The sequence below is a fragment of the Plantactinospora soyae genome, from assembly GCF_014874095.1.
Taxonomy (GTDB): Bacteria; Actinomycetota; Actinomycetes; order Mycobacteriales; family Micromonosporaceae; genus Plantactinospora; species Plantactinospora soyae.
Genome location: NZ_JADBEB010000001.1, coordinates 7211460 through 7231871, shown reverse-complemented (window position 1 = coordinate 7231871; position 20412 = coordinate 7211460). Strand labels below are relative to the sequence as shown.

At 69.3% G+C, this 20412-nt stretch carries 24 protein-coding genes; 16 read left to right on the top strand and 8 right to left on the bottom strand.

Going from position 1 to position 20412, the window contains the following annotated elements; translation table 11 throughout:
• Positions 1–438 precede the first annotated feature (438 nt).
• Both H4W31_RS31675 and H4W31_RS44505 read left to right on the top strand, forming a co-directional pair.
• Positions 439–834, top strand: a complete 396-nt coding sequence (locus tag H4W31_RS31675) for an imine reductase family protein (RefSeq protein ID WP_225945773.1) — start codon at positions 439–441, stop codon at positions 832–834.
• Between the two features lie 68 nt (positions 835–902).
• Complete coding sequence (locus H4W31_RS44505) at positions 903–1760, top strand: helix-turn-helix domain-containing protein (RefSeq protein WP_318783517.1); 858 nt, start codon at positions 903–905, stop codon at positions 1758–1760.
• On the opposite strand, the gene H4W31_RS31665 is transcribed toward H4W31_RS44505, so the two are convergent.
• Entirely contained in the window at positions 1753–2175 is a 423-nt protein-coding gene (locus H4W31_RS31665) for an SRPBCC family protein (protein WP_318783516.1), read from the bottom strand. The two genes, H4W31_RS44505 and H4W31_RS31665, sit on opposite strands and share 8 nt — an antisense overlap.
• Positions 2176–2200: 25 nt before the next feature.
• On the opposite strand from H4W31_RS31665, the gene H4W31_RS31660 reads away from it, so the two are divergent.
• The 3 genes from H4W31_RS31660 to H4W31_RS31650 all read left to right on the top strand — a co-directional run bounded on the left by H4W31_RS31660 (position 2201) and on the right by H4W31_RS31650 (position 4454).
• Positions 2201–2746, top strand: coding sequence for a hypothetical protein (locus H4W31_RS31660; RefSeq protein WP_192769977.1), 546 nt, complete (start codon positions 2201–2203; stop codon positions 2744–2746).
• A 394-nt stretch (positions 2747–3140) separates the two neighbouring features.
• Positions 3141–3791, top strand: coding sequence for a DsbA family protein (locus tag H4W31_RS31655; RefSeq protein WP_192772541.1), 651 nt, complete (start codon positions 3141–3143; stop codon positions 3789–3791).
• 12 nt (positions 3792–3803) lie between these two features.
• The gene (locus H4W31_RS31650) at positions 3804–4454 is read left to right on the top strand and encodes a vitamin K epoxide reductase family protein (RefSeq protein ID WP_192769976.1); all 651 of its coding nucleotides are present in this window, start codon (positions 3804–3806) and stop codon (positions 4452–4454) included.
• Between the two features lie 89 nt (positions 4455–4543).
• Here H4W31_RS31650 and H4W31_RS31645 read toward each other — a convergent pair whose 3' ends face one another.
• Positions 4544–5266, bottom strand: a complete 723-nt coding sequence (locus tag H4W31_RS31645) for a class I SAM-dependent methyltransferase (protein WP_192769975.1) — start codon at positions 5264–5266, stop codon at positions 4544–4546.
• Between the two features lie 146 nt (positions 5267–5412).
• On the opposite strand from H4W31_RS31645, the gene H4W31_RS31640 reads away from it, so the two are divergent.
• The 5 genes from H4W31_RS31640 to H4W31_RS31620 all read left to right on the top strand — a co-directional run bounded on the left by H4W31_RS31640 (position 5413) and on the right by H4W31_RS31620 (position 9474).
• Positions 5413–6375, top strand: coding sequence for a threonine ammonia-lyase (locus tag H4W31_RS31640; protein WP_192769974.1), 963 nt, complete (start codon positions 5413–5415; stop codon positions 6373–6375).
• 187 nt (positions 6376–6562) lie between these two features.
• Positions 6563–7120 carry a putative immunity protein gene (locus H4W31_RS31635; protein WP_192769973.1) on the top strand — a complete coding sequence of 186 codons (558 nt, stop codon included), beginning with the start codon at positions 6563–6565 and terminating at the stop codon, positions 7118–7120.
• A gap of 100 nt (positions 7121–7220) precedes the next feature.
• Positions 7221–7937, top strand: a complete 717-nt coding sequence (locus tag H4W31_RS31630) for a hypothetical protein (RefSeq protein ID WP_192769972.1) — start codon at positions 7221–7223, stop codon at positions 7935–7937.
• Entirely contained in the window at positions 7925–8296 is a 372-nt protein-coding gene (locus tag H4W31_RS31625) for a transcriptional regulator (protein ID WP_404825637.1), read from the top strand. Before H4W31_RS31630 ends, H4W31_RS31625 begins: the two co-directional genes overlap by 13 nt.
• Positions 8293–9474: an alpha/beta hydrolase family protein gene (locus H4W31_RS31620; protein ID WP_192769971.1), complete on the top strand. Its 1182-nt coding sequence runs from the start codon at positions 8293–8295 to the stop codon at positions 9472–9474. The genes H4W31_RS31625 and H4W31_RS31620 overlap by 4 nt, the downstream gene beginning before the upstream one ends.
• A gap of 132 nt (positions 9475–9606) precedes the next feature.
• Here the strand turns inward: H4W31_RS31620 and H4W31_RS31615 are convergent, their stop codons facing one another.
• Positions 9607–10611, bottom strand: a complete 1005-nt coding sequence (locus tag H4W31_RS31615) for a HEAT repeat domain-containing protein (RefSeq protein WP_192769970.1) — start codon at positions 10609–10611, stop codon at positions 9607–9609.
• On the bottom strand, positions 10605–11279 hold the full coding sequence (locus H4W31_RS31610) for a HEAT repeat domain-containing protein (RefSeq protein WP_225947353.1): 675 nt from the start codon (positions 11277–11279) through the stop codon (positions 10605–10607). The genes H4W31_RS31615 and H4W31_RS31610 overlap by 7 nt, the downstream gene beginning before the upstream one ends.
• 390 nt (positions 11280–11669) lie before the next feature.
• Here H4W31_RS31610 and H4W31_RS31605 point away from each other — a divergent pair, with 390 nt between their 5' ends.
• Positions 11670–12116 (top strand): DUF5980 family protein, encoded by a 447-nt coding sequence (locus tag H4W31_RS31605; RefSeq protein WP_192769968.1) that lies wholly within the window; start codon positions 11670–11672, stop codon positions 12114–12116.
• A gap of 33 nt (positions 12117–12149) precedes the next feature.
• Here the strand turns inward: H4W31_RS31605 and H4W31_RS31600 are convergent, their stop codons facing one another.
• The 3 genes from H4W31_RS31600 to H4W31_RS31590 form a co-directional block, all read right to left on the bottom strand.
• Positions 12150–13382 carry an MFS transporter gene (locus H4W31_RS31600; protein ID WP_192769967.1) on the bottom strand — a complete coding sequence of 411 codons (1233 nt, stop codon included), beginning with the start codon at positions 13380–13382 and terminating at the stop codon, positions 12150–12152.
• A gap of 135 nt (positions 13383–13517) precedes the next feature.
• On the bottom strand, positions 13518–14429 hold the full coding sequence (locus H4W31_RS31595; RefSeq protein WP_192769966.1) for a 2-hydroxyacid dehydrogenase: 912 nt from the start codon (positions 14427–14429) through the stop codon (positions 13518–13520).
• Between the two features lie 248 nt (positions 14430–14677).
• Positions 14678–15154, bottom strand: coding sequence for a hypothetical protein (locus tag H4W31_RS31590; RefSeq protein ID WP_192769965.1), 477 nt, complete (start codon positions 15152–15154; stop codon positions 14678–14680).
• Between the two features lie 110 nt (positions 15155–15264).
• Here H4W31_RS31590 and H4W31_RS31585 point away from each other — a divergent pair, with 110 nt between their 5' ends.
• From H4W31_RS31585 to H4W31_RS43275, 4 genes are all read left to right on the top strand, one after another.
• Positions 15265–16443 carry a serine hydrolase domain-containing protein gene (locus H4W31_RS31585; RefSeq protein ID WP_192769964.1) on the top strand — a complete coding sequence of 393 codons (1179 nt, stop codon included), beginning with the start codon at positions 15265–15267 and terminating at the stop codon, positions 16441–16443.
• A 343-nt stretch (positions 16444–16786) separates the two neighbouring features.
• Positions 16787–17092 carry a putative quinol monooxygenase gene (locus H4W31_RS31580; RefSeq protein WP_192769963.1) on the top strand — a complete coding sequence of 102 codons (306 nt, stop codon included), beginning with the start codon at positions 16787–16789 and terminating at the stop codon, positions 17090–17092.
• 304 nt (positions 17093–17396) lie between these two features.
• The gene (locus tag H4W31_RS31575; RefSeq protein ID WP_192769962.1) at positions 17397–17837 is read left to right on the top strand and encodes a VOC family protein; all 441 of its coding nucleotides are present in this window, start codon (positions 17397–17399) and stop codon (positions 17835–17837) included.
• 81 nt (positions 17838–17918) lie between these two features.
• Positions 17919–18182: a hypothetical protein gene (locus H4W31_RS43275; protein WP_225945772.1), complete on the top strand. Its 264-nt coding sequence runs from the start codon at positions 17919–17921 to the stop codon at positions 18180–18182.
• A gap of 173 nt (positions 18183–18355) precedes the next feature.
• On the opposite strand, the gene H4W31_RS31565 is transcribed toward H4W31_RS43275, so the two are convergent.
• A complete protein-coding gene (locus tag H4W31_RS31565; RefSeq protein WP_192769961.1) occupies positions 18356–18937 on the bottom strand; it encodes a mismatch-specific DNA-glycosylase in 582 nt (193 codons plus the stop codon).
• 258 nt (positions 18938–19195) lie between these two features.
• Between H4W31_RS31565 and H4W31_RS31560 the strand changes: the two genes are divergently transcribed.
• On the top strand, positions 19196–20404 hold the full coding sequence (locus H4W31_RS31560; RefSeq protein ID WP_318783513.1) for an RNA polymerase sigma factor: 1209 nt from the start codon (positions 19196–19198) through the stop codon (positions 20402–20404).
• Positions 20405–20412: the final 8 nt, after the last annotated feature.

Genomic DNA, 20412 nt, shown 5'->3' with positions numbered 1-20412 from the left:
AGCCCCGTCCTGAGGCAGGGGAGGCGCCAATGACACGAACGGACCCGGACGAGCTGCGGCTGATGGGGGCGCGGTGGCGGATCGTTGGAAGGTCCTCGCGGCCACTGATCGCCGTCGCGCTGGTGCTCGGCTACGCCGCCCTGCTCGGCGCGCACGGGCCGCGGCTGTGGCTCCTCGCCCCGCTGCTGCTCGCGGTCGCTGGCTGGGGCGCCGTCTCGCTGCTCTCGCTGATCGCACAGCTCGCCGGCCCACCCGCCGGCCTTGGACCCGACGGCGTCCGCCTGCGGGTGCGGCCTTGGCGCCGGCGCGTGGTCACGATCCCGTGGGACGAGGTCACGCTGGTATGGATCGGGCACGTCGGCGGCCACCGCTACCTGTGGCTGAACGCCGACGCTGGCGAGCATCGGCGACCCCCGGTATCTCGGCTCGGACCCGAGCTTGGCGGTGCTGTACAACACGGCGCTGCTCGACATGATGTACGCGACCATGAACGGCTTCCTGCACGCCACCGCGCTGGTCGCCTCGGCCAACGTCCCAGCGGCCCAGTTCGCCGATCTCGCCATCAACTGGTTCATGCCCACCGTGGTGGACGCGACGCTCGTGGAGCAGGCACCCGACCTGGACAGGGGGCATTATCCCGGCGACTTCGGGACCATGGAGATGAACGTGAACGCACTCGATCACATCACCCGCACGTGCGTGGAGCAGGGCGTCCACTCCGATCAGCCGCGGCTGATGAAGGCAATCGCCGAGCGGGCGATCGCCGAGGGCTTCAGCGGCAAGAACTACCTGGCCGTGTTCGAGATCTTCAAGAAGGCGACACACAGATCGTGACGCTCGCACGCCGTGGACCAGCGCCGATCGGTCGCCGTCCCGCGGACCCCTCCTTGTAGACTCGCGACGTGCGCCGGACGACCCGCTTCGACATGGGCGGCTACGCCGGCTTCGACGCGGACCGGTTCGTCGTCCGCCACCTGTCGAGCTGGGACGATGCCGGCTGGCGGTCCCTACTGGTGCAGCGGTTCGAGCACCTCGGCGCGGCCGGCGCGATGACGCTACCTGCCTCCACCGACCACCATCTCTGGCTGATCACCGGCGGCGCGGGGCTGATGCGTCTCCAGACGGCGGACGGCTGGCGTGAGCATCCGATCGTCGCGGGACACGTCGGCCGCGCCACGCCGGGCGTACCCACCGAGGTGCGCTACACCGCGTCCACGCCGATGAGCAGCGTTCACGTGCACCTGCCCGTGGACGTGGTGGAACGAGTGACCGGCGAGCTCGGCCGGCGACCGGCCTCGTGTACCGACGATGATGACCTGCTCGCTCCGCTGCTGCGGTCCGTGGCGGCCGCCGCCGACCAGCGGGCCGACGCGATGTACGCGGACGCCGCGGCCGAGTTCCTCGCCGTACATCTGGCCACCCGTTCCGGCGGGACGTCACCGGGCCGCGAGGACGCTCGCGTACGAAAGGCGATCACGCTGATGCGTGAGCAGCTCGACCAGCCACTCACCCTCGCGGACCTCGCCGCCGCGGCCTGGCTGAGCCCGTACCACTTCCTGCGGGTGTTCAAGCAGGCGACAGGCGAGACGCCGGCACGCTATCGGACCCGTCTGCGGGTACGGGAGGCAGCACGGCTGCTCGACGCCGGCCGGACCGTGAGCGAGGCAGCCGTACGCTGTGGCTTCTCCAGTCCCGCTCACCTGTCGTCGGCGTTCCTGCGCGAGACCGGCATGCGCCCGTCGCAGTACCGCCTCAGGTAACCGGGTACGCGGCCAGGCCGTTCACCATTCTGCGCATGTACCACGTCAGGTAGAGCCGCCACAGCCACCCGGTGCCCCGGGGAGCCCGGAACGAGCCGTACCAGTGGATGCGCGTTCCCTGCCCGACCGGCGCCAGGTCGACCGTCGCGCGATAGGTCCGGAAGGCGCCCGACCTCATCACGTAGACCATGCGCCGGTCCGGCACCAGCTCCACGATCTCCTCATGGCTCTCGTTCCGCCCGGTGCGGAACACGCGGGTCGCGCCCACCCCTTGCGGGGAACCGGCGTCGCCACCGCCCTCGATGCGCACCGCGTCGATCGGGCTCCACTCCGGCCACGTCGCGCCAACGGTCAGCAGCCGGTAGACCGACTCCGGTCGCGCCCCGGACACGGCAGTCACGTCATAGCTGGTCACGAGTACCGACCCTAGGAACGGTGAGGTGTCCGCGCCGTACACCAGATTGCGGTCAACCGGCGTTCGATTGCTGACTGCCGGCCGCGCCGGTGAGCATGGCCCGGAGGAGGGCGGCGATCCGCGAGGTCAGCTCCGGGTCACGTATTCTGGCCTGGTGACTGTCGCGGCCGGCCGGGTGTCCTCGGTACCGTTGCTGCGCTGGTTCACGATCATCGGAGCGTTGTTCGCCGTCGCGTTGTTCAGCGGCTCATCGTGTGGTGACGGACCGCTCGCGCCGGCGTCGATGGCGGGTCACAGTGCCTGTCCCAACGTTGTTCTGCAGGCGTCGCTGGCGGGAGCGCTGGCGATGGAGACGGGCCACGGCGGCGCGCCGGATGACCGGCCCGGTCCAGGTGAGACCGTCACCGGTGCCTGCCTGTTCGTGGTTGTGGCGCTGGCCGGGCTGGCCCTGGCCGGCGCGGTTCGCCGGCCGCTGGTGGCGCACGCGGCGTACTGGTGGGTCCGGGTGGGTGTTCCCCTTGTGCGGCCGCCGTCGATCGGTTCCGAGTGGCTGGGCGTACTGCGCATATAGGCGTGGCATGACGTCCCTTTCGCGGTAGCCCCACCCGGCGCGTTCATTCTGACCGCACCGCTGGGCCCTCGGTGGCTTCCGTCTGCCCGACCAACCGCTGATCACGCCCGTGCGGGAGCAACCGGTCCCGTCCGCCTGCCGTGGTCGCGGGTCCGCACCGGCCGGGGCACCTCGCCGGATGTCGCCCGCCTTGTCGCAAGCAGTACAGCCGATCCTGACCTAATGAAAAGAGGAACCGACCGTGCCACCGAACAAGACCAAGCCCAAGACCAACCGTGGTTCGACAAGCAAGCAGCGCAAGAACCCCGGATCCGGTGTACCGAAAGCCGCCGGACCGGCCAGCCAACGGGCGAAAGCGGCCGGAAAGACGGTCCGCAAGGCGCGTCGGGGCGGGCTGGACACCAACCTGAAGGTGACGCTGAGCCTGGTCGCGATCGCGATTGCCGTGCTGGCCGTCGTCCTGGTGGTCAACCGCGACGGCGGCGACGACGTTCCGGCGAGCGAGGTGGCCCAGACGGTGGTCCGGCCGGACAGCCACCGGCTCTCCAGCGCAGCCGACGGCAAGGTCACGGTGGTGGAGTTCCTGGACTTCGAGTGCGAGGCGTGCGGCGCGGCGTACCCGGGGGTGGAACGGCTGCGCGCGGAGTACGGGGACCGGGTCACGTACGTGGTGCGGTACTTCCCGATCGCGAGCCATCCGAACGCGTTCAACTCGGCGCACGCGGCGGAGGCGGCCGCACGGCAGGGCAAATTCGAGCAGATGTACGTCAAGTTGTTCGACAACCAGACCGCGTGGGGTCACAAGGAGCAGTCTCAGGTGGAGACGTTCGTCGGGTACGCCGGTGAGCTGGGTCTGGACGTGGAGAGGTTCCGCGCCGACATCGCCAGCCCCGAGGTGGACGCCCGGGTCCGGGCGGACGCCGAGGACGGCCAGCGGGTCGGCGTCCAGGGCACGCCCACCTTCTTCGTCAACGGCGCGCGGTACGAGCAGCAGCCCACGTACGAGGCGCTCAAGAAGACCATCGACGACGCCTTGGCGCGGTAGGGGAGAGCCACCATGGCCAGCACCACAGGCGTCCGATCCGACCCGGTCGGCGGCACCGATCTGGATGAGGAGAGCGCGATCAGCGACCGGTTGACCGGCTGGGTCCTGACCATCGGCGGGCTGCTCGGCGGCGCCGCCGCGTTCGTGCTGATCGTGGAGAAGATCGCGCTGCTGCGGGACCCCGGCTACACACCCAGTTGCTCGATCAACCCCATCCTGTCCTGCGGATCGGTCATGAACACCGCGCAGGCCGAGGTGTTCGGCTTCCCTAACCCGCTGCTCGGGGTGGCCCTGTTCCCACTGGTGGTCGCCACCGGCGTCGCCGTACTCGGTGGGATCCGGCTGCCCCGCTGGTGGTGGCTCGGCCTGCAGGCCGGCACGGTCTTCGGTATCGGTCTGGTGCACTGGCTCCTCGTGCAGAGCCTGTACCAGATCGGTGCGTTGTGCCCGTACTGCATGGTGGTGTGGGTGGTCACGATCATCGTGTTCAGCTACACCTCGCTGCACAATCTCGGCCGTGGTCACCTTCCCGTGCCGGCGTCCTGGCGGACCGCGTCCGAGGCGATCATCCGCTTCCACACCGCGATCCCGGTGGCCTGGCTGCTGATCCTGACCCTGCTGATCGGCGAGGCCTTCTGGCCGTACTGGCGCACCTTGCTGTGACACCCATGATCGCGAGGAGTCCGGGCTCGTCGCCGCGGTGACTGGTGCGTCGCATCAACCGGGCGAGCCGCGCGATTCGACGAGGGGTATCAGTGCGGGGCTGCCGGCTTACCCGCGAGGATGAGTTGGCACCCTGGGCTGCCGTCGCCCTGCCCGCCCGGGAGGGTCAGGGCGACGGCCGTCGTGGTGAAGCCGGCCGCCGTCAGGTCGTCCTGGACTGCGGACAGCGAGGTGGTGCGGTAGTACATGACGAATGGCGGACGCCACACGGCGTTGCGTACCCGCATGGCCAGGTCGAATCCGAGCGCCGCCCAGTGCGAGACCGAGGTACGGGGCGGCGGCGTGCCGATCGGAAAGGCGAAGAGCCCGCCGGGGCGCAGCGCGCGGTACACCCCCTCGAAGAGGGCGGGTCGTTCGGTGGGCAGGAAGTGCCCGAGCGCTCCGAAGGTGACCGCGAGGTCGAAGTCCTCGGCGAGTGGGAGGGCCCGGGCGTCGGCCCGTACCCAGGTGGCGTCCGGGTGCGCGCCGCGTGCCTGCGCGAGCATGCCGGCACTGAAGTCGACGCCCGTGATCCGTCCTTGGCACAGCGACCCGAGAACCAGCATGCCGGCGCCGGTGCCGCAGCAGACGTCCAGCCCATGGCGGAACGGTCCGAGTTCGGCCAGGGTGTGGGCGGTCGCGTCGAGAATGCTCTGCGGGGTGCGGAAGGGCGTGTGGTCGAACTTCGGAGCCAGGAGGTCGTAACCGCGCTCGACCGAGGACAGTGCCTGGATGCAGAGTTCACCCAAAGACGGGCCTTGAGGCGAGAACACCGGCCGAGGGTACCCGTCGGCGGGCAGCCCTGCCGGCCGGGCGAAGCAACAAGTACACGGGCAGGCGCCCCTGACCCGCAGGTCGAGGATCCGGGTACCCGCCGTACGGTCAAAGGCGACGCCGCCGGGCGGTATGTTGGCTGACGATGCTCACGACGCGCCTCGATCTTGACCGGATTCGCGTCGCCCGCCGGGCGATCGACCCGATCTTTCTGGATACTCCGCTGTACGAGTGCGACGCGTTGGGGCGCCAGCTTGGCTGCGCGGTGAGTATCAAGCTGGAAACGGCGAACCCGGTGCGCAGTTTCAAGGCCCGCGGCACCGAGCTTGTCACCGGCCTGCTGGCCGACCAGGGCCGGGTGGGCGTGGTGTGCGCCAGCGCCGGTAACCTCGGCCAGGCGCTGGGTTGGTCGGGTCGCCGCCGTGGCCTCGACGTGACGGTCGTGGCATCGCGCTGGGCGCCGGCTGCCAAGCTCGATCGGATCCGCGCGTTGGGTGCGGAGTTGGAATTGGTCGACGGCGACTTCGAGGCCGCCCGCGAGCGGGCGGCGGGTATCGCGCAACAGCGCGGCGTCCGGCTGGTCGAGGACAGCCTGGACATCGAAACCTGCGAGGGCGCGGCGACCATCGGACTGGAACTGGCGGACCGGACACCGTCCTTCGACGCCGTCTTGATCGCCCTGGGGGGCGGTGCCATGGCCACCGGTGTGGGCCATGTCCTGAAGACCCTGGCGCCCGGCGTCGAGGTGATCTGCGTGCAGCCCGCCGGCGCACCCGCGATGACCCGTTCCTGGCACCAGCGCCGGGTCGTCACCACCGACTCGACCAGCACCATCGCCGACGGCGTCGCCGGCCGGTACCCCATCCGCGCGGTCCTGGACGACCTCCTCGCGGTCGCCGACGACGCCGTCCTGGTCCGCGAGGCATCGATCGTCGCGGGCATGCGAATGCTCCTGGAGCGCGCCGGCCTGGTCGTCGAACCCTCAGCGGCGCTCGGCGTCGCGGCCATCCTGGAAGACCCCGACCGCTTCGCCGGCCGCCACGTGGTCACCATCATCTGCGGCAGCAACGTCGACCTGGACGCCTACCACCGGTGGGTCCGCAGCTGACCCGGCGAGAGCGCATCTGAGCTCGTCCTCGTCGAGCGCGATCCACTCATCGTCCGGGTGGGTAGTCCGGGTCTCGCATGCCGGCTCAGTCCGCCTGTGCCGCCCCACGTGTTGAGGGTTTCGCCTCGATTCCCGGCCAATCTCTCGGCAGAGTTTAAACCGGCAGTTGAACGATACCGTTGACAGCATGGCAGCAGCTGACGACAAGCTGACGATCGAACTCAGCGTGCCCGAACTCCGGGCCGTCGCCGGTTACGCGGTGGCGTGCGCGAGGCCCGCATTGGCGATCTTCGAACGGGTACGTCCTGATGATCGGCGCCCACGGGCCGCGATCGACGCCGCGCAGGTGTTCGTGGATGGAGCCAAGCGGAGCAAGGCGATCCGTGACGGCGCGTGGGCGGCGCACCGGGCGTATCAGGAGACGCGCGATGCGGGACAGGCCGCCGCGAGCGACGCTGCGCGGGCGGCCGTTGCTGCGGCCAGTGCGGCGTTCCTGCACCCCTTGGCGAAGGCGACCCAGGTCCTGCACATCCTCGGCTCGGCCGCCCACGCGGCTCGAGCCTTCGAGCTCGATGCCGGTGACGACCGCAACGTTGGCGCCGACTACATCGAGAGGGCAAGAGGTCTGGCAGATCCCACCGTGGTGGGCGTTCTGATGCGTTACCCGTACGCCCCGAGTGGTGGCGGCCGTGCGGGAGAGCTACTGCGGAGACTGGACGCATCGTTGAGATCCCTGGACGGTTAGTCCTTATTGTCCTAGCCGGGGTGGCCCCCCGGATGTCCTGCACGCCCTCGTGGCGAAGTTGTTACTGGCGCCAATAGGTTTGCTATGGAAACCTATTGGCATGACTACTGACTCAATACCCGCCGACAGTGATCCCCGGCGGCTGCTCTCCGATGTGCGTACCCTCGCCCACCGGGTGCGGCTCGACCAGCGGGTGACCTGGGTCGCGCTGCTGGTGTTGGCCGTGGTGGCGTTGGTGGCGATCCCGGTCGGCTGGCTCTTCCTCTACGCCGACTGCGGGCGCGCGTTCGCCGAGGGCGGCAGCGGGGCGTGCCGCCTCCGGGGTCTGAGCAGGGGGTTCTACTGGCTGCCGGCGCTGCTGCTGGCGTACACGGCGATCGCCCTGTACGCCGTGCGGGTCACCCGGGCGCGAGGGCTGGGCGCTCGGGTGCTGCCGTACGTGCTCACCGGGGTCGCGCTGGCGGTCCTGTCCGCCGTCGTTTGGCTGCTGGCGTTCGTGTACTGGCAGAGCCAGCCGCTGCCGACCGCGCCGCCGACCGAACCGTTGCCGTCCTGGGTGATGCTGCTGGACCGCCTGGTCGCGCCGGTGGGCACGATCGGGGTGGCGCTGCTGGTGCTGGCCTGGCTGGAGCGGCACGTCGCGCTGCTGCTGTTCACCCTCGGATATCTGGCGCTGGTGCTGGTGCCGATCGACACCTTCAGAATTCCCCGCTTCCTGGGACACCACCCGGACCTGCTGCTGCCGCAGGCCATCGGCGGCGCCGCGCTGCTGCTGGGCGCGGTTGGTTTCGCGGTGGCCCGCCGGTGGCAGCGGTGACCACCGAGGCCGACATCCCCCACCCGAACGTGCCGTCCACCCATCCGGCCAACGGCCTGGACGACGTGGTGCACCAGCGGGTCAGATTGGGCATCCTCACCATCGCGCACGAGGCCCGCCGGGTCGAGTTCGGCTACCTACGCACCCAACTGGAACTGACCGGCGGCAACCTCTCCAAACACCTGAGCGTGCTCGAGGAGGCCGCTCTGATCGAGATCGAGAAGGGCTACGAAGGCCGGCGCGGCCGTACCTGGATCACGCTCACCGCCGCCGGCAACACCGCGCTCGCCGAAGAGATCGAACGGCTGAAGCTGCTCATCGCGCGGGTCGAGACCACCGACACCCGGGAGGACCGATGACCACCGCACTGACCCGCCGACACCTGCTCGCGGCCGCACTCGCCAGCGGGGTCGCCGTACCGCTCGCCGGCGCCGGCCGCGGGTGGGCGGCCCCGGCGTCGCCCGGCCCGGCCCGGCTCACCCTGCCCCCACCCACCGGGCCGCACCGGGTCGGCACCGTGTCGCTGCACCTCGTCGACAGATCCCGTCCGGATCCCGTCGCCGGCCCCGGGCACTACCGCGAACTGATGGCCGGCGTCTGGTACCCCGCCACCCACGACGCCCGGCGTCACCCGGTTGCGCCGTGGCTGCCCGCCGCGCCGATGCGCGCGCTGCTCGCGTCCGCCGGGTTCGACGCCGACGCCGTGGCGGCACCCCTCACGGCCGGCCACCTGGGAGCGCCGGTACTGCGGACACCCGGACGGCTGCCCGTGATCGTCTACTCCCACGGCAACGACAGTAACCGTGCCGAGGCCACCATCGTGGTCCAGGAACTCGCCAGTCACGGCTACGTCGTGGTCACGGTGGATCACACGTACGACGGGTTCAGCGAGTTCCCCGACGGCCGGCTCACCGTCCCCCTCGACCTGTCGTTCACACCGTGGGACTCCACCCACGACATCCGGTTCGTCCTCGATTGCATCGAAGACCTCGCCGCCGGCCGCAACCCCGACGCCGGGCGCCGCCGACTGCCCATCGGCCTGGGCGCCGCGCTCGACCTGCGTCGTATCGGCATGTTCGGCTGGTCGAAGGGCGCGACCGCGACCGCTCTCGTGATGACCCAGGACCGGCGCGTCCGGGCCGGGCTCAGCTTCGACGGCCCGATGCAGTCGAACCCACCGGTCGGCGACATCGACCGGCCGTTCATGCTGATGACCGCCGAGTACAACCGGGCCGCCGAGCCGAGCGTCGATGAGATCTGGTCCTACTACCTGCACGGATGGCGGCTCAACGTGCACGCCGACGGCGCCGCCCACTCGTCCTACATCGACCACCAGTGGCTGTACCCGCAACTGGCGACCATCACCGGGATGAGCGACGAGGAACTCGCCGACCTTATCGGCACCCTCGACCCGGTCCGGGCGGTACGGATCCAGCAGGCGTACCCGCTCGCGTTCTTCGACCTGCACCTACGCGGTCGGGGGCGCCTACTGGACGGCCCGAACCCGGCCTTCCCGGAGGTACGGTTCATCGCCTGACACGCTTCGAGCCGGACCGCCGGATCCTCCCGGCGGCTGCGACACTCGGGGATCCTCGCACCGGCACTTTCGCTCCTGCCACGTCAGAACCTCACTGTGCGATCAGGGTGGAAGCCCCCGGGGATAGATGCACTATTGTGCGTTGCGTAGCTTGGCGATGTATGTCGCAGTAAGCGCAACGGCTCGGTCGTCGTCATGGGACAGATCTGCGAGGGCATGTGACGCCGTGTTCCCCGGGATCTCCGCGAGCGCCTGTGTCAGCCGTCGACGTGCCGACGATTCCATCGTGCCGTCGGCGAGGCAGGCAACGAGCCTGGTAGCTATCTGTTCCGCCAACGCGGAATCACGCGCCAGCACGGTCAGTGCGTCGGCCGCGTCGACGTCGTTCGTCCCCTCGACGACCATTTCGACGAGCGTCGGGACCGCGTCGGCTACTCCGCGTGCCCCGAGCGCCAGAGCCGCAGATCTGCGGACCGGGACGTCGGGGTCTGTGAGCGACTCCTGCAGCAGTGCGGTCGCCGCGCCGTTCGGAATCCTGGCGATGGACTCGACGGCACGTTTCCGCACCTCGGCCGCTGGTGAGCCGAGGCCCTCTGCCAGCAGCGCCAATCCGCCATCGCCCGTTCGTGCCAGGGCCCATCGAAGGGCTCCGGCCACGTTCGGGTCCGTCTCGTTCAACGCTGCCTCGACCAGAGCTTCCACCGGCACCGGAACATCTTCGACTGAGGACAAGGCCGCGCGCTGGCGCTGCCCGACGCTCTCCGACCCCAGTGCCTGAAGGAGTGCCACGATCCGGAGAACGTCCTCCCAGTCGGCGGGTCCCACGGCACCGATCCGACGGAGTCGCGCGAGCAGCTCCGTCTCACCCGCAATGCGTTCTCGCGTTCGCTCGACGAGGTCGTCGACGAGTTCCGAGGGCGCGAATTCGGGATTGTCGAGCGCCTGCCCGACTTCACGCAGTGACAGTCCCAATGACCGTAGGCTCTCGATATGGAAGATTCGCCGGATGTCCTCCCTGGAGTACTCTCGATAACCCGCCTCGGTACGACCCGTCGGCCGCACCAGGCCGAGCGAGTCGTAATGTCTGAGCATGCGGGCGCTGACTCCGGAGCGTCGTGCCACCTCACCGATCAACACTGCCTGTCACTCTCCTGGCTGGTCACGCCGAGGGCGACGATCTTCTTCGCCTCCTCGATCGCGAACTCGAATCCGGCATCCGGGTTGCGCAACAGCCGTTCCGTGGCGATCGCATGCTGACGTACGCGAGGGTCGAGATCCGTCATCGCGGTACGCAGAGTCGGGGTGATCACCTCACCGAGTGCGATCAGCGCCCGGCTGAGGCTCAACTGCATCTCACGCCCACCGCGCCCGAGCTGCGTCGCCAAGACTGCGGTCAACTCGGATCTTTCGCCGTCGGGCACGAGTACGACCGCCGCCCGCCAAGCGCTCCGCGCCACCTCGTCGTCGGCGTCGCCGAGCAGCGCCCGTGTGATCGCCGGCCAGGCTCGCCGATCTCCGATCTTGGAAAGCGTGTGCAACGCCTGGCTCCGTGCCTGCGCACGCTCCGAGCGGAGTTCATGGATGATCTTTGGGACCGTCATTGATGACGGGTGGCGAGTGAGTGCCCAGGTGAGCGCTTCGCGCACCTGAAACTCGGGCTCGATCGCGCATCGTGCTATGAGCGTGTCGATGAACCACGGGTTCGGGGTCGTGCCGACCGCCAGCGCTGCCTTCAGCCGCACCGAGGACATGCTGTGCCCCAGCCCCTGGAGCGCTCGCAACGTGTTCGTGTCGTCGTCCGGCATGGCCATCGGGACCACCTCCTTGGCTAACAGTGAAGACCTTGTCACTGTGTCAAGGTCAAGCGGAGCCACGTCGGGCAATGGCCAGGCACCCTCTGCCCACCGAGGCCCCGCCCCGGGCGTCGCCGCACCCTCACCCACGCCCTCACAGGGGGAGGAGCCCGGGGGCCGGGCCCAGAGCGGAAGTTCAGGGTGACGATCGGCTCGTGAGCCCGCCAAAGACCGCTGTCAATGCGTGGATGCCCGGCCAGATATGTGTGGCTGAGGTTCTGGGTCGACAACTTCCGGTAATTTTCTGAAACAATCGCGGTAGGCTGTCGTATTCGGGGCGGCGGTTCGGGTGAGACATTTCCAGGTGGTAGCCGCCTCTCGAACGAGCTTTGGGAGGCTTCGATGTTGCGATCGACCTTCGTCGTCGCTCGGCTGGCGCTTGGGCTGATCACCGTACTCACGCTGGCGCTGATCGGCAGCCAGCCGGCCGCTGCGGCGGGTACCAGCACGTCGGCGGCAACCTGGCAGCTGGCGAGCGTCGGACAGCGCATCTGCATCCCGGCCGGCGAATCCTGGTGGACATATTTCTGGATCACCATCGACGGGCAGTGGTCGACGCCGATCGAGGTCGGAGCGCGGAAACTGCCGGCCGGTACGACCACAAGCCTGCCGCATACGCCGATCCCACCCGGATCGAGCGACGGTCACACCGCGCTCAATCTGATCGCGATGACCCTGCCGCCGCTACCGTTCGGGATATACCAGCCGGAGCTGACGGCATCGGACGGGGTGGAGACGCAGAGCGTCCCGGTCACGATCCAGGTTCAGGAAAACTGGGGCTGCGCCTGAGGCGTCGGGGTGCGGCCAGGGAAGGACGATTCCCTACGGCGCCTCGGCGTGGACGATGCGGGTCAACTCCCGCCAGAGCAGGACAACGAAGAGGGCCGAACCTGCGAACGCGAACCAGAATGGCGCCGTGACCCCGTAGTGGGTGGCCAGGCCACCGCCGACGGCCGAACCGACCACCAGGCCGCCGTACACACCGATGGTGTTCACGCTGGTGACGCGGCCCTGCAGGTGCGCGGGGACGGCGCGCTGCCTGATGCTGATCGAGGTCGTGTGCCAGATGAACGCGTGAGCGCCGAAGATGAGGAAGATCAGCATCGCGGCCCACGCCGAGGTCGTCACGGCGAGGGCGAAGTGGGTGAGGGTCTCGATGATGAGCCCCACACGCATCACGTTACCTAGACTCACCCGTCGGGTGAGCCAGCCGTAGAGTCCCATCCCGAGCAGGCCGCCGACGGCCGAGACCGTGGTGAGCAGGCCGAACCCGATGGCACCGAGGCCAAGGCGCTGCGTGGCGTAGAGCACCAGCACGGACCAGGCCGCACCGAAGGTGACGTTGAAGATCAGAATGGTCAGCACCAGCGTCCGGACCGCCGGGTTGTGCACCACCCACCGCAAGCCCAGAACGATGTCGCGCCACACGCCGCTCTGCACATCCGATGCGTCGCGGCCGTGGGCGGGTAGCACGACCTTCGACACCAGAATCACGCCCGCGATGACCAGGACGAGTTCGGTCGCGAACGCCCACACGACCCCGGCGGCGAACAGCGCGGCCCCGATCGACGGGCCGGCCAGTTGGTTCAGGGTGATGAACCCGGCCTGTAAGCGGGAGTTGGCAACCGCAAGGTCGTCGCGGTGCACCAGCATCGGCGTCAGCGTCGTGGAGGTGTTGTCCGCGAAGACCTCGGCCGTGGCGAGCAACCCCAACGCCACCAGCGCACCCGTCACCGCGACGGTGCCGGTAAGCAACGTGAAGGTCAGCACGCACAGCACCGCGACACGGACGAGATTCGCGGCCATCACTACCCAGCGGCGGTCATGCCGGTCGGCCAGCACTCCGGCGTAGAGGCCGAACACCAGTGGCGGCGCCCACCGCATCATGGCCGCCAGCGAGATCAGGAACGGGTCGTGGGTCAGCGACGCGACCAGCAGAGGACCGGCTGCGGCGGCGACACCATCGCCCAGGTTCGTCGACCATGACGACGCCAGTAACCACCGAAAGCCTGTCCCGAGACGCGCCGGCACGAAGATCTCGGCAGCTCTGCTCACAAGGAGAGCACTCTACGACCGCCGGCCGTCGAGTCGCACCCCGTTATACCGGCTCCAGTCAGCGGAGGCGCCATCAGGCCGCTCCATCGGAGACCGGGCAGCGAAAGACGTAACAGGGCGTAGCCGCGGCCGAGGTTACGACCCGATGACGACGTTCGTGAGCGGCTGGTCCGCCGCGTACCGCCGGGCCTGGTCGACCAGCAGTCGGCGGGCTCGAGGTGCCAACGCGGCGGTCAGGCCGCCGACGTGCGGGCTGATCAGGACGTTCGGCGCGGACCACAGCGGGTGGTCGGCGGGCAGCGGCTCGGGTTCGGTGACGTCCAGGGCAGCGTGCAGCCGGCCCGCGTCGAGTTCGGCGAGCAGCGCCTCGGTGTCCACCACCCGCCCCCGTGACACGTTCACCAGCAGGGCGCCGTCGGCCATCCTGGCGAGGAAGTCCTTGTCCGCCAGACCCTCGGTCTCCGGGGTCAGCGGGGTGACCAAGATGACAACGTCGGCCTGTGGCAACATTTCCGCAATTTCGGAGACCGGCCGTACGCCGGGGCGGGCGCTCCGTGCCACCCGGCTGATTTCCACTTCGAACCCGGCAAGCCGGCGCTCGATCGCGGCGCCGATCGAGCCGTACCCGACGATCAGTACCCGGGCGTCGGCCAGCCCGGTCGACCAGCCCGAGGCCCAGTGGCCCTCGCCGCCCGCACGGACGAAGTCCGGCAGCCGTCGCCGGGCGGCAAGGGTGAGCGCCACGGCCAACTCGGCGGTGGCCGCGTCGTGCACGCCGCGGCCGTTGGCCAGGATCAGGCCGGGCCGCAGGAACGGCAGGATGTGGTCGTAGCCGGCGGTCACCGTCTGCACCACTTTGAGCCGGGGCATCCAGGCGATCGGCTCGCAGAGGCGCGGGTCGATGACCCCGTACGGAATGGCGTAGAACTCGACGTCGTCCAGGTTCTTCGGGATGGGCGCAGTACCGTCGTAGAGCGCGACGTCAAGATCGCGAAGCTCGGCCACTGCGTCGGGGTGAGAGATCAGGTAGCGCACGGCGACAATCATGCCTGTCGGGTACCGCTCAGGACGGTGGTGGTGGTGCCGTCGGGGCCTCCTGCGTCTGCCCGAACAGCTTCACCCGGCGTTGGTTTCCGGACTACCTCGTCGTTTCGGCGCGGTACCGGACGAGGGTTTCCACACCGTCCAGGATTCGGGTGAGGCCGAACGAGTAGTCGAACTGCCGCTCCTGGCCGGTGGCGTCCGGTGGATAGTCGTATGCGCCGGCGTCGATCGCGAGGGCGTCGCCGAGGGCCTTAGGCGGGTGGCTTGGACGGTGCGACGTTGCGGAACCGTTCATGCGCCGACTGCCGGCTGATGCCGAGCGCCTTGCCGATCTCGGCCCAGGAGAGCCCGGCCTCCCGGGCCGCCATCACGGCCCGTTCGATCAGCGGCCGTTGCCAACGTTCCACCTCGGCGAGGACGCCGAGCGCCTGCAACGGCCAGGTAGCGGCCAGCTCGGCGACGTTGTCCCGAAGTGTGTCGGAGCGGCCCAGCAGCCAGCCGGGCGGAGTGGCGGCCAGGATCGGCCTGATGTGTCCACCCCACTCGGAGGTGGCCATCCAGCGCCCCTCTTCGGCGGCCGGATAGTCGCTGGTTCCGACCCAACCGCAACTACACCGGGCCCGGTAGCCGGCGGTGCTGGCCGATGCTGAGGCGTCGGTACTCAGCGTTCCGTCTGGCAACCGGAACGCGATGAGGTTCGCGTGCCCCGGAACCATCTCCTCCGCCATCCCGCAAGCATATGGTCGTCAGGGTTCCCTGACTGGTGACGTCAAGATATCCTGACGTCCATGTCTGGGCTGATCGTCGTCCGGGCCCGACCCTGCAGGAGGAGAAGCGCATGTCCGTGGTCAGTGGCACCGTCGCGGCGGGTTACGAGCCGGTTCGGGAGGCGTTCCTGGCGAACTTCGAAACGCGGTCCGAGATCGGCGCGGCCCTCAGCGTCTACCGGCACGGCCGGGAGGTTGTTCGGCTCTGGGGCGGGGTCGCCGATCCCACCACCGGTCGCGCCTGGCGGGAAGACACCCTCCAGTTGGTCTACTCGACCACCAAGAGCGCGCCCGCCGCCTGCGCGCACCTGCTGGCCCAGCGGGGGCAACTCGATCTGGACGCACCCGTCGCCGAGTACTGGCCGGAGTTCGCGGCGGCCGGCAAGGGCGACATCCCGGTCCGCTGGCTCCTGTCCCACCAGGCAGGGCTGCCGGTACTCGACCGTCCGGTGCCGCTGGAGCAGGCGTTGACCTGGGAACCGATCGTCGCCGCGCTGGCCGCACAGGCACCCGCCTGGCAGCCGGGTACCGCGCACGGCTACCACGGGGTCACCTACGGCTGGCTGGTCGGCGAGGTGGTACGTCGTGTCTCCGGCCGCAGCCTCGGCACGTACTTCGCCGATGAGATCGCCAAACCGCTCGGCCTGGACTTCTGGATCGGCCTGCCCATCGCCGAGACACACCGGGTGGCCCGGATCGTCGAGCAGCCGGTCACCCCGCCCACCGCCACCGTGGCGGCGCCGGCAGCGCTGCGGGAGGCGCTCGCCGCGTACACCGATCCGACGTCGCTGGTGGTCCGGTCGACGATGGTGACCGACCCGCCGCTCGGTCTGCTCACCGATCCGCGTACCTGGACGGCGGAGATCCCCGCGGGCAACGGCATCTGCACCGCCTCGTCACTGGCCCGCTTCTACGCCGGGCTGATCGGGGAGGTCGACGGCGTCCGGATCCTCGACGCGACCACCCTCGCCGCCGCCACCCGTGAGCAGGCCAGCGGAATCGACCGGGTGCTGATGATGCCGACCCGGCCGGCGCTCGGTTTCGGCCTGCCGCTGCCGGAACAGCCTTGGTGGTCGCCCACCGCCTTCGGCTTCCCCGGCCTCGGCGGCTCGCTCGGCTACGCCGATCCGGCCAGCGGCATCGCCTTCGGGTACGTGATGAACGGACTCCGCATCACGATGGCCCCAGACCCCCGCACGTCCACCGTGATCGAGGCAATCCGCGGGGTCGTGTCCCACCAACCGGCCTGACCCCTGTCTGGCCCGGCAGAGATCCGCCGGGTTCGTCTGCGCAAGCGGTAGCCTCGACCTCAGAGCGGTCGTCTGGGGAGTCGGTTTGATCACCATGACACCGACGCCCTCAGCGGACGGCTACGTAGTCTCGCGCAGTTTGCATTCGTCATCGAGGGGTATTCGCGGCGTCATGATCGGTTCGAGATGTCGTGGCGTGTGTCGGTAGCGTGGGACACGGGATCGTGATCGGAGCCCGTTGGCTCAACTCCGGGTACGGCTCGAGCTAGAGATCCCGACCGCGACCAGACGCGCCGCCAGGGACGTAGAGCTGGCATCACATCACGATCGAGGAGCGGTCCCGATGTACCAATTTCTCGTCTCCTTCACCGTACAGTCCGAGCATCGCGACGACTTCATTCGGGCTGCCAAGAAGGTTGCGCGTGACTCCATCGCGAACGAGCCGGGCTCGCGCCGGTTCGAGGTCATCGCGGACGAGAAGAACCCGGATATCTTCTACCTGAACGAGGTCTACGCGGACGCCGACGCGTTCAACACTCACGCCAGCGGCCCCTACTTCGGCGCGTTCTTCGCTGAGGCCAGCACCTACGCCGAAGGCCCGACGTGGCTCATGAAGGGAAACCTCGTCGGCGACGAAGAAGCCAGGTAATGGCCACCGCGCTTACACCAGGCGCAGCAGATCCGAAGGGCCTCGCCGTCCCGATGCTGCCGCCGACCCGTCATCATCATGGGTTGCCGGGCCGGCGCCGCGTCGTGCCCTCCCGGCTCCTGCGAGTTCGGGACAACTTCGCCTCCCACCACCGCAGATGTCCGGTACGACTGGCGTGTGGCGCGTACTGCCGCGTCAGGAGGGTCTCGAAAAAGCTGCTGCAGAGGATGTCGAGAACGGTCTGCTGGCTCCGTCCCGGGAGCGGATGCGGCCACCGTGGCCGTACGACACGAGGAGACCCGGCATGACGATTCAGCGGATGGACAATGTCCTCATCGTTGTCGACGACCTTGACGCTGTTATTTCGTTTTTCGTCGAACTCGGCATGGAACTGGAGGGCAGGGCGCCGATCGAGGGACGTTGGGTGGAGCGTGTCATCGGGATCGACGACGTCCGACAGGACGTCGCAATGCTGCGGACCCCCGACGGCCACGGCCGAGTCGAGTTGGCGATGTTCCACAGGCCGAGAGCGATCAGCGCCGAGCCGAAGGATGCACCGGCGAACACGCTGGGAATTCGCCGCATAATGTTCGCCGTCGACGACATTGAGGACGTCGTTGCCCGCCTGCGCGCCCACGGCGCCGAACTCGTCGGCGAGCTGGCGCAGTACGAAAACAGCTATCGGCTCTGCTACGTCCGCGGCCCCGAGGGCATCATCGTCGGACTGGCCGAACAGCTCAGCTGAACGTCGCCGAAGGGACCATGCACTCGATTGACCCACCGGGACATCCAACCGTGGAACCTGCTCTCTCAACAGGGTCGGCCGGTGGTGCTCCACTGGGAGCTCTCGGGGATGCTCGACTTGTCCAGTGAGCTCGGCTCGACCGCGCTGAACCTCGCGAAGGGACCTGGCTTCGACGACATTCAGCCCGCCATCTTCCGCTCGGTCCTCGACGGCTATGGCGCAGGGGGCGGAGCGCTGCCGCCGTCGGGTCCAAGTTGGTTTGTGTTCATGATCGACGCCTGGTTGGGGTTCACGAGGTGGGAACATCCGCTGCATCGCCGGTGTCGAGGGGAGCACCGGCCCTGACCTCGCGCTGTCGCACGAGTCCGTGCGCAACGGCCTGCGCGGCCTCCCCGTCCTGTTCGGCCGACTTCCGGAACTGCAGGAGCTGCTCATGATGACGTAGGCGGGTCCACGTTACGGCTGTGGCCACGACTCGCTTGTTCAGCGGGGGAGACGCGCCCGCCGCTCGCCCGGCGTCAACTCGCCGTGTCGTAGACCTCGATCCCCGCAGCGATCGCGACCGCACGGTACGCCTGCGCGAGGGTGGCGATTGTGGCGTGCGCGTTCAAACCACTGGGGTTGGGCACCACCCACAGTTGTGCGCCACCAAGATCTTCCGGCTGACGGCCGACAACGGCTTTCGGGTGTTCGAACGCGATACGGAAGGCGGTGACGCCCAGCACAGCCGAAGCCTTCGGGCCGACCCGCGCCACCCGTTGAGTCAGCGATCGGGCGCCCTCAACCAACTCCGCGGCGCTGAGCTCGTCGGCACGCGCGGTCGCACCGGCTACCAGGCTGGTGATGCCGACACCGCGGGCTGCCAGGTGCGCACGGTCGTGAGGAGCGAGCCCCGCCGAGGCGTCGATCAGCCGGTCCACGATTCCGGCCTGGTACAACGCCGGGTAGAAGCGGTTGCCCCGTCGACCGAAGTGGGCCTGCACGGCGACCGTCCGCAGGCCAGGGTTGACGCCGACGAACAGCAATCGCACACCGGGCTCCACAAGATCGGGCAGCGTTCCACCACGGAAAGCCTCCAGCTCGGCACGGGTGAACCTCACATACGCACTGTACGACGGTCTGATCATCGGGTCCGGATACCGGCTCGCCGGCCCGAAACCGGTTCACCCAGGGCACCTGCCGCCACAGCCGGGGTGCTGCCAGCCGTGTTCCCCTCGCCGGTGGCGAGGCGACGGGTAGACGGTCGCGTGGGCGACGGTGGGTCGGGTACCCGACAGCACGATGGGCCGGCCCCACCCTGAAGCTTCCGCGACCGGACAGGGGACGCCTCGGTCCCGCACGTGTTGCACCCTGGTGAGGTGGACGACGTGGCCGAACTGGTGGACCGGATCTGGCGGATGGACGCGGCGGGGATGCTCGGCGCGCTCAGCCGGCGGCTCGGCGACTTCGACCGGGCCGAGGAGGCGCTGTCGGACGCGGTGACCGAGGCGCTCAAGCGCTGGCCTGACGAGGGTGTGCCGGACAGCCCCACCGGTTGGCTGGTCACCACGGGTTGGCGCAAGGCGCTGGACCGGCTGCGCCGTGACGCCGTCGGCCGGGAGAAGATGGCCCGGACGGTCGCGGGACCGCTGCCAGAACCGGGCGCGGACGATCGACTGGCCATGATCTTCGCGTGCTGCCATCCGGACCTCGCCACCCCGGCCCGGATCGCGCTGACGTTGTACGCCGCCAGCGGTCTGAGTACGGTCGAGATCGCCGCCGCGTTCCTGGTGCCGCTGCCGACGATGGCGCAGCGGCTCGCCCGGGCCAAGCGCCAGTTGCGGGAACGCGGCATCCGGTTCGAGGCGCCGCAGCCGCACGAGTACGCCGACCGGCTGCCCGCCGTGCTCGCGGTGATCTATCTCGTGTTCAACGAGGGGTACCTGTCCAGTGGCCGCTCCGTCCAGCGGCGCGAGCTGGCCCGCGAGGGGGTCGAGTTGGCGTGCCAACTCGCCGCGCTGCTGCCCCGCGAGCCCGAGGTCGCCGGCCTGGCCGCGTTGCTGGAGCTGCACCACGCCCGCGCCGCCGCACGGTTCGACTCGTGGGGTCGCATCGTGCTGCTCGACCAGCAGGACCGGCTGCTGTGGGACGAGGCGGCGATCGAACGGGCAGCGCTGCGGCTGCGGGCAGCGGTGCGCCAGGGCCGGCCTGGGCCGTACCAGGTGCGGGCCGGCATCGCCGCGCTGCACGCGCTGGCCAGCTCCTACGAGGCCACCAACTGGGCCGATGTGCGGGCGCTGTACGACCGGCTGTACGTGCTGGACCCGTCGCCGGTAGTGCTGTTGAACCGGGCGGTGGCCACGCGGTTCGCGGTGGGCCCGACCCCGGCGCTCGACGAGGTCGACGCGCTCGGAGACCGGCTGGCCGGTTACCACCTGTGGCACGCTGCCCGGGCCGAACTGCTGGCCACGCTCGACCGCCCGGCCGAGGCGCTGCCGGCGGCGGAGCGGGCCCTGGAACTGGCGACGAATCCGAGCGAGCGGGAGCTGATGTCGCGCCGGGTGGGTGAGCTCAGGCGCCGGCTGTGACACCGGCG

Coding starts and splice junctions, on each gene's coding strand:
- H4W31_RS31650 (WP_192769976.1), top strand. CDS start 3,804: ATGGCCAGCACCACAGGCGTCCGATCCGACCCGGTCGGCGGCACCGAT.
- H4W31_RS31640 (WP_192769974.1), top strand. CDS start 5,413: ATGCTCACGACGCGCCTCGATCTTGACCGGATTCGCGTCGCCCGCCGG.
- H4W31_RS31635 (WP_192769973.1), top strand. CDS start 6,563: ATGGCAGCAGCTGACGACAAGCTGACGATCGAACTCAGCGTGCCCGAA.
- H4W31_RS31630 (WP_192769972.1), top strand. CDS start 7,221: ATGACTACTGACTCAATACCCGCCGACAGTGATCCCCGGCGGCTGCTC.
- H4W31_RS31620 (WP_192769971.1), top strand. CDS start 8,293: ATGACCACCGCACTGACCCGCCGACACCTGCTCGCGGCCGCACTCGCC.
- H4W31_RS31610 (WP_225947353.1), bottom strand. CDS start 11,279: ATGCCGGACGACGACACGAACACGTTGCGAGCGCTCCAGGGGCTGGGG.
- H4W31_RS31605 (WP_192769968.1), top strand. CDS start 11,670: ATGTTGCGATCGACCTTCGTCGTCGCTCGGCTGGCGCTTGGGCTGATC.
- H4W31_RS31595 (WP_192769966.1), bottom strand. CDS start 14,429: ATGATTGTCGCCGTGCGCTACCTGATCTCTCACCCCGACGCAGTGGCC.
- H4W31_RS31590 (WP_192769965.1), bottom strand. CDS start 15,154: ATGGCGGAGGAGATGGTTCCGGGGCACGCGAACCTCATCGCGTTCCGG.
- H4W31_RS31585 (WP_192769964.1), top strand. CDS start 15,265: ATGTCCGTGGTCAGTGGCACCGTCGCGGCGGGTTACGAGCCGGTTCGG.
- H4W31_RS31580 (WP_192769963.1), top strand. CDS start 16,787: ATGTACCAATTTCTCGTCTCCTTCACCGTACAGTCCGAGCATCGCGAC.
- H4W31_RS31575 (WP_192769962.1), top strand. CDS start 17,397: ATGACGATTCAGCGGATGGACAATGTCCTCATCGTTGTCGACGACCTT.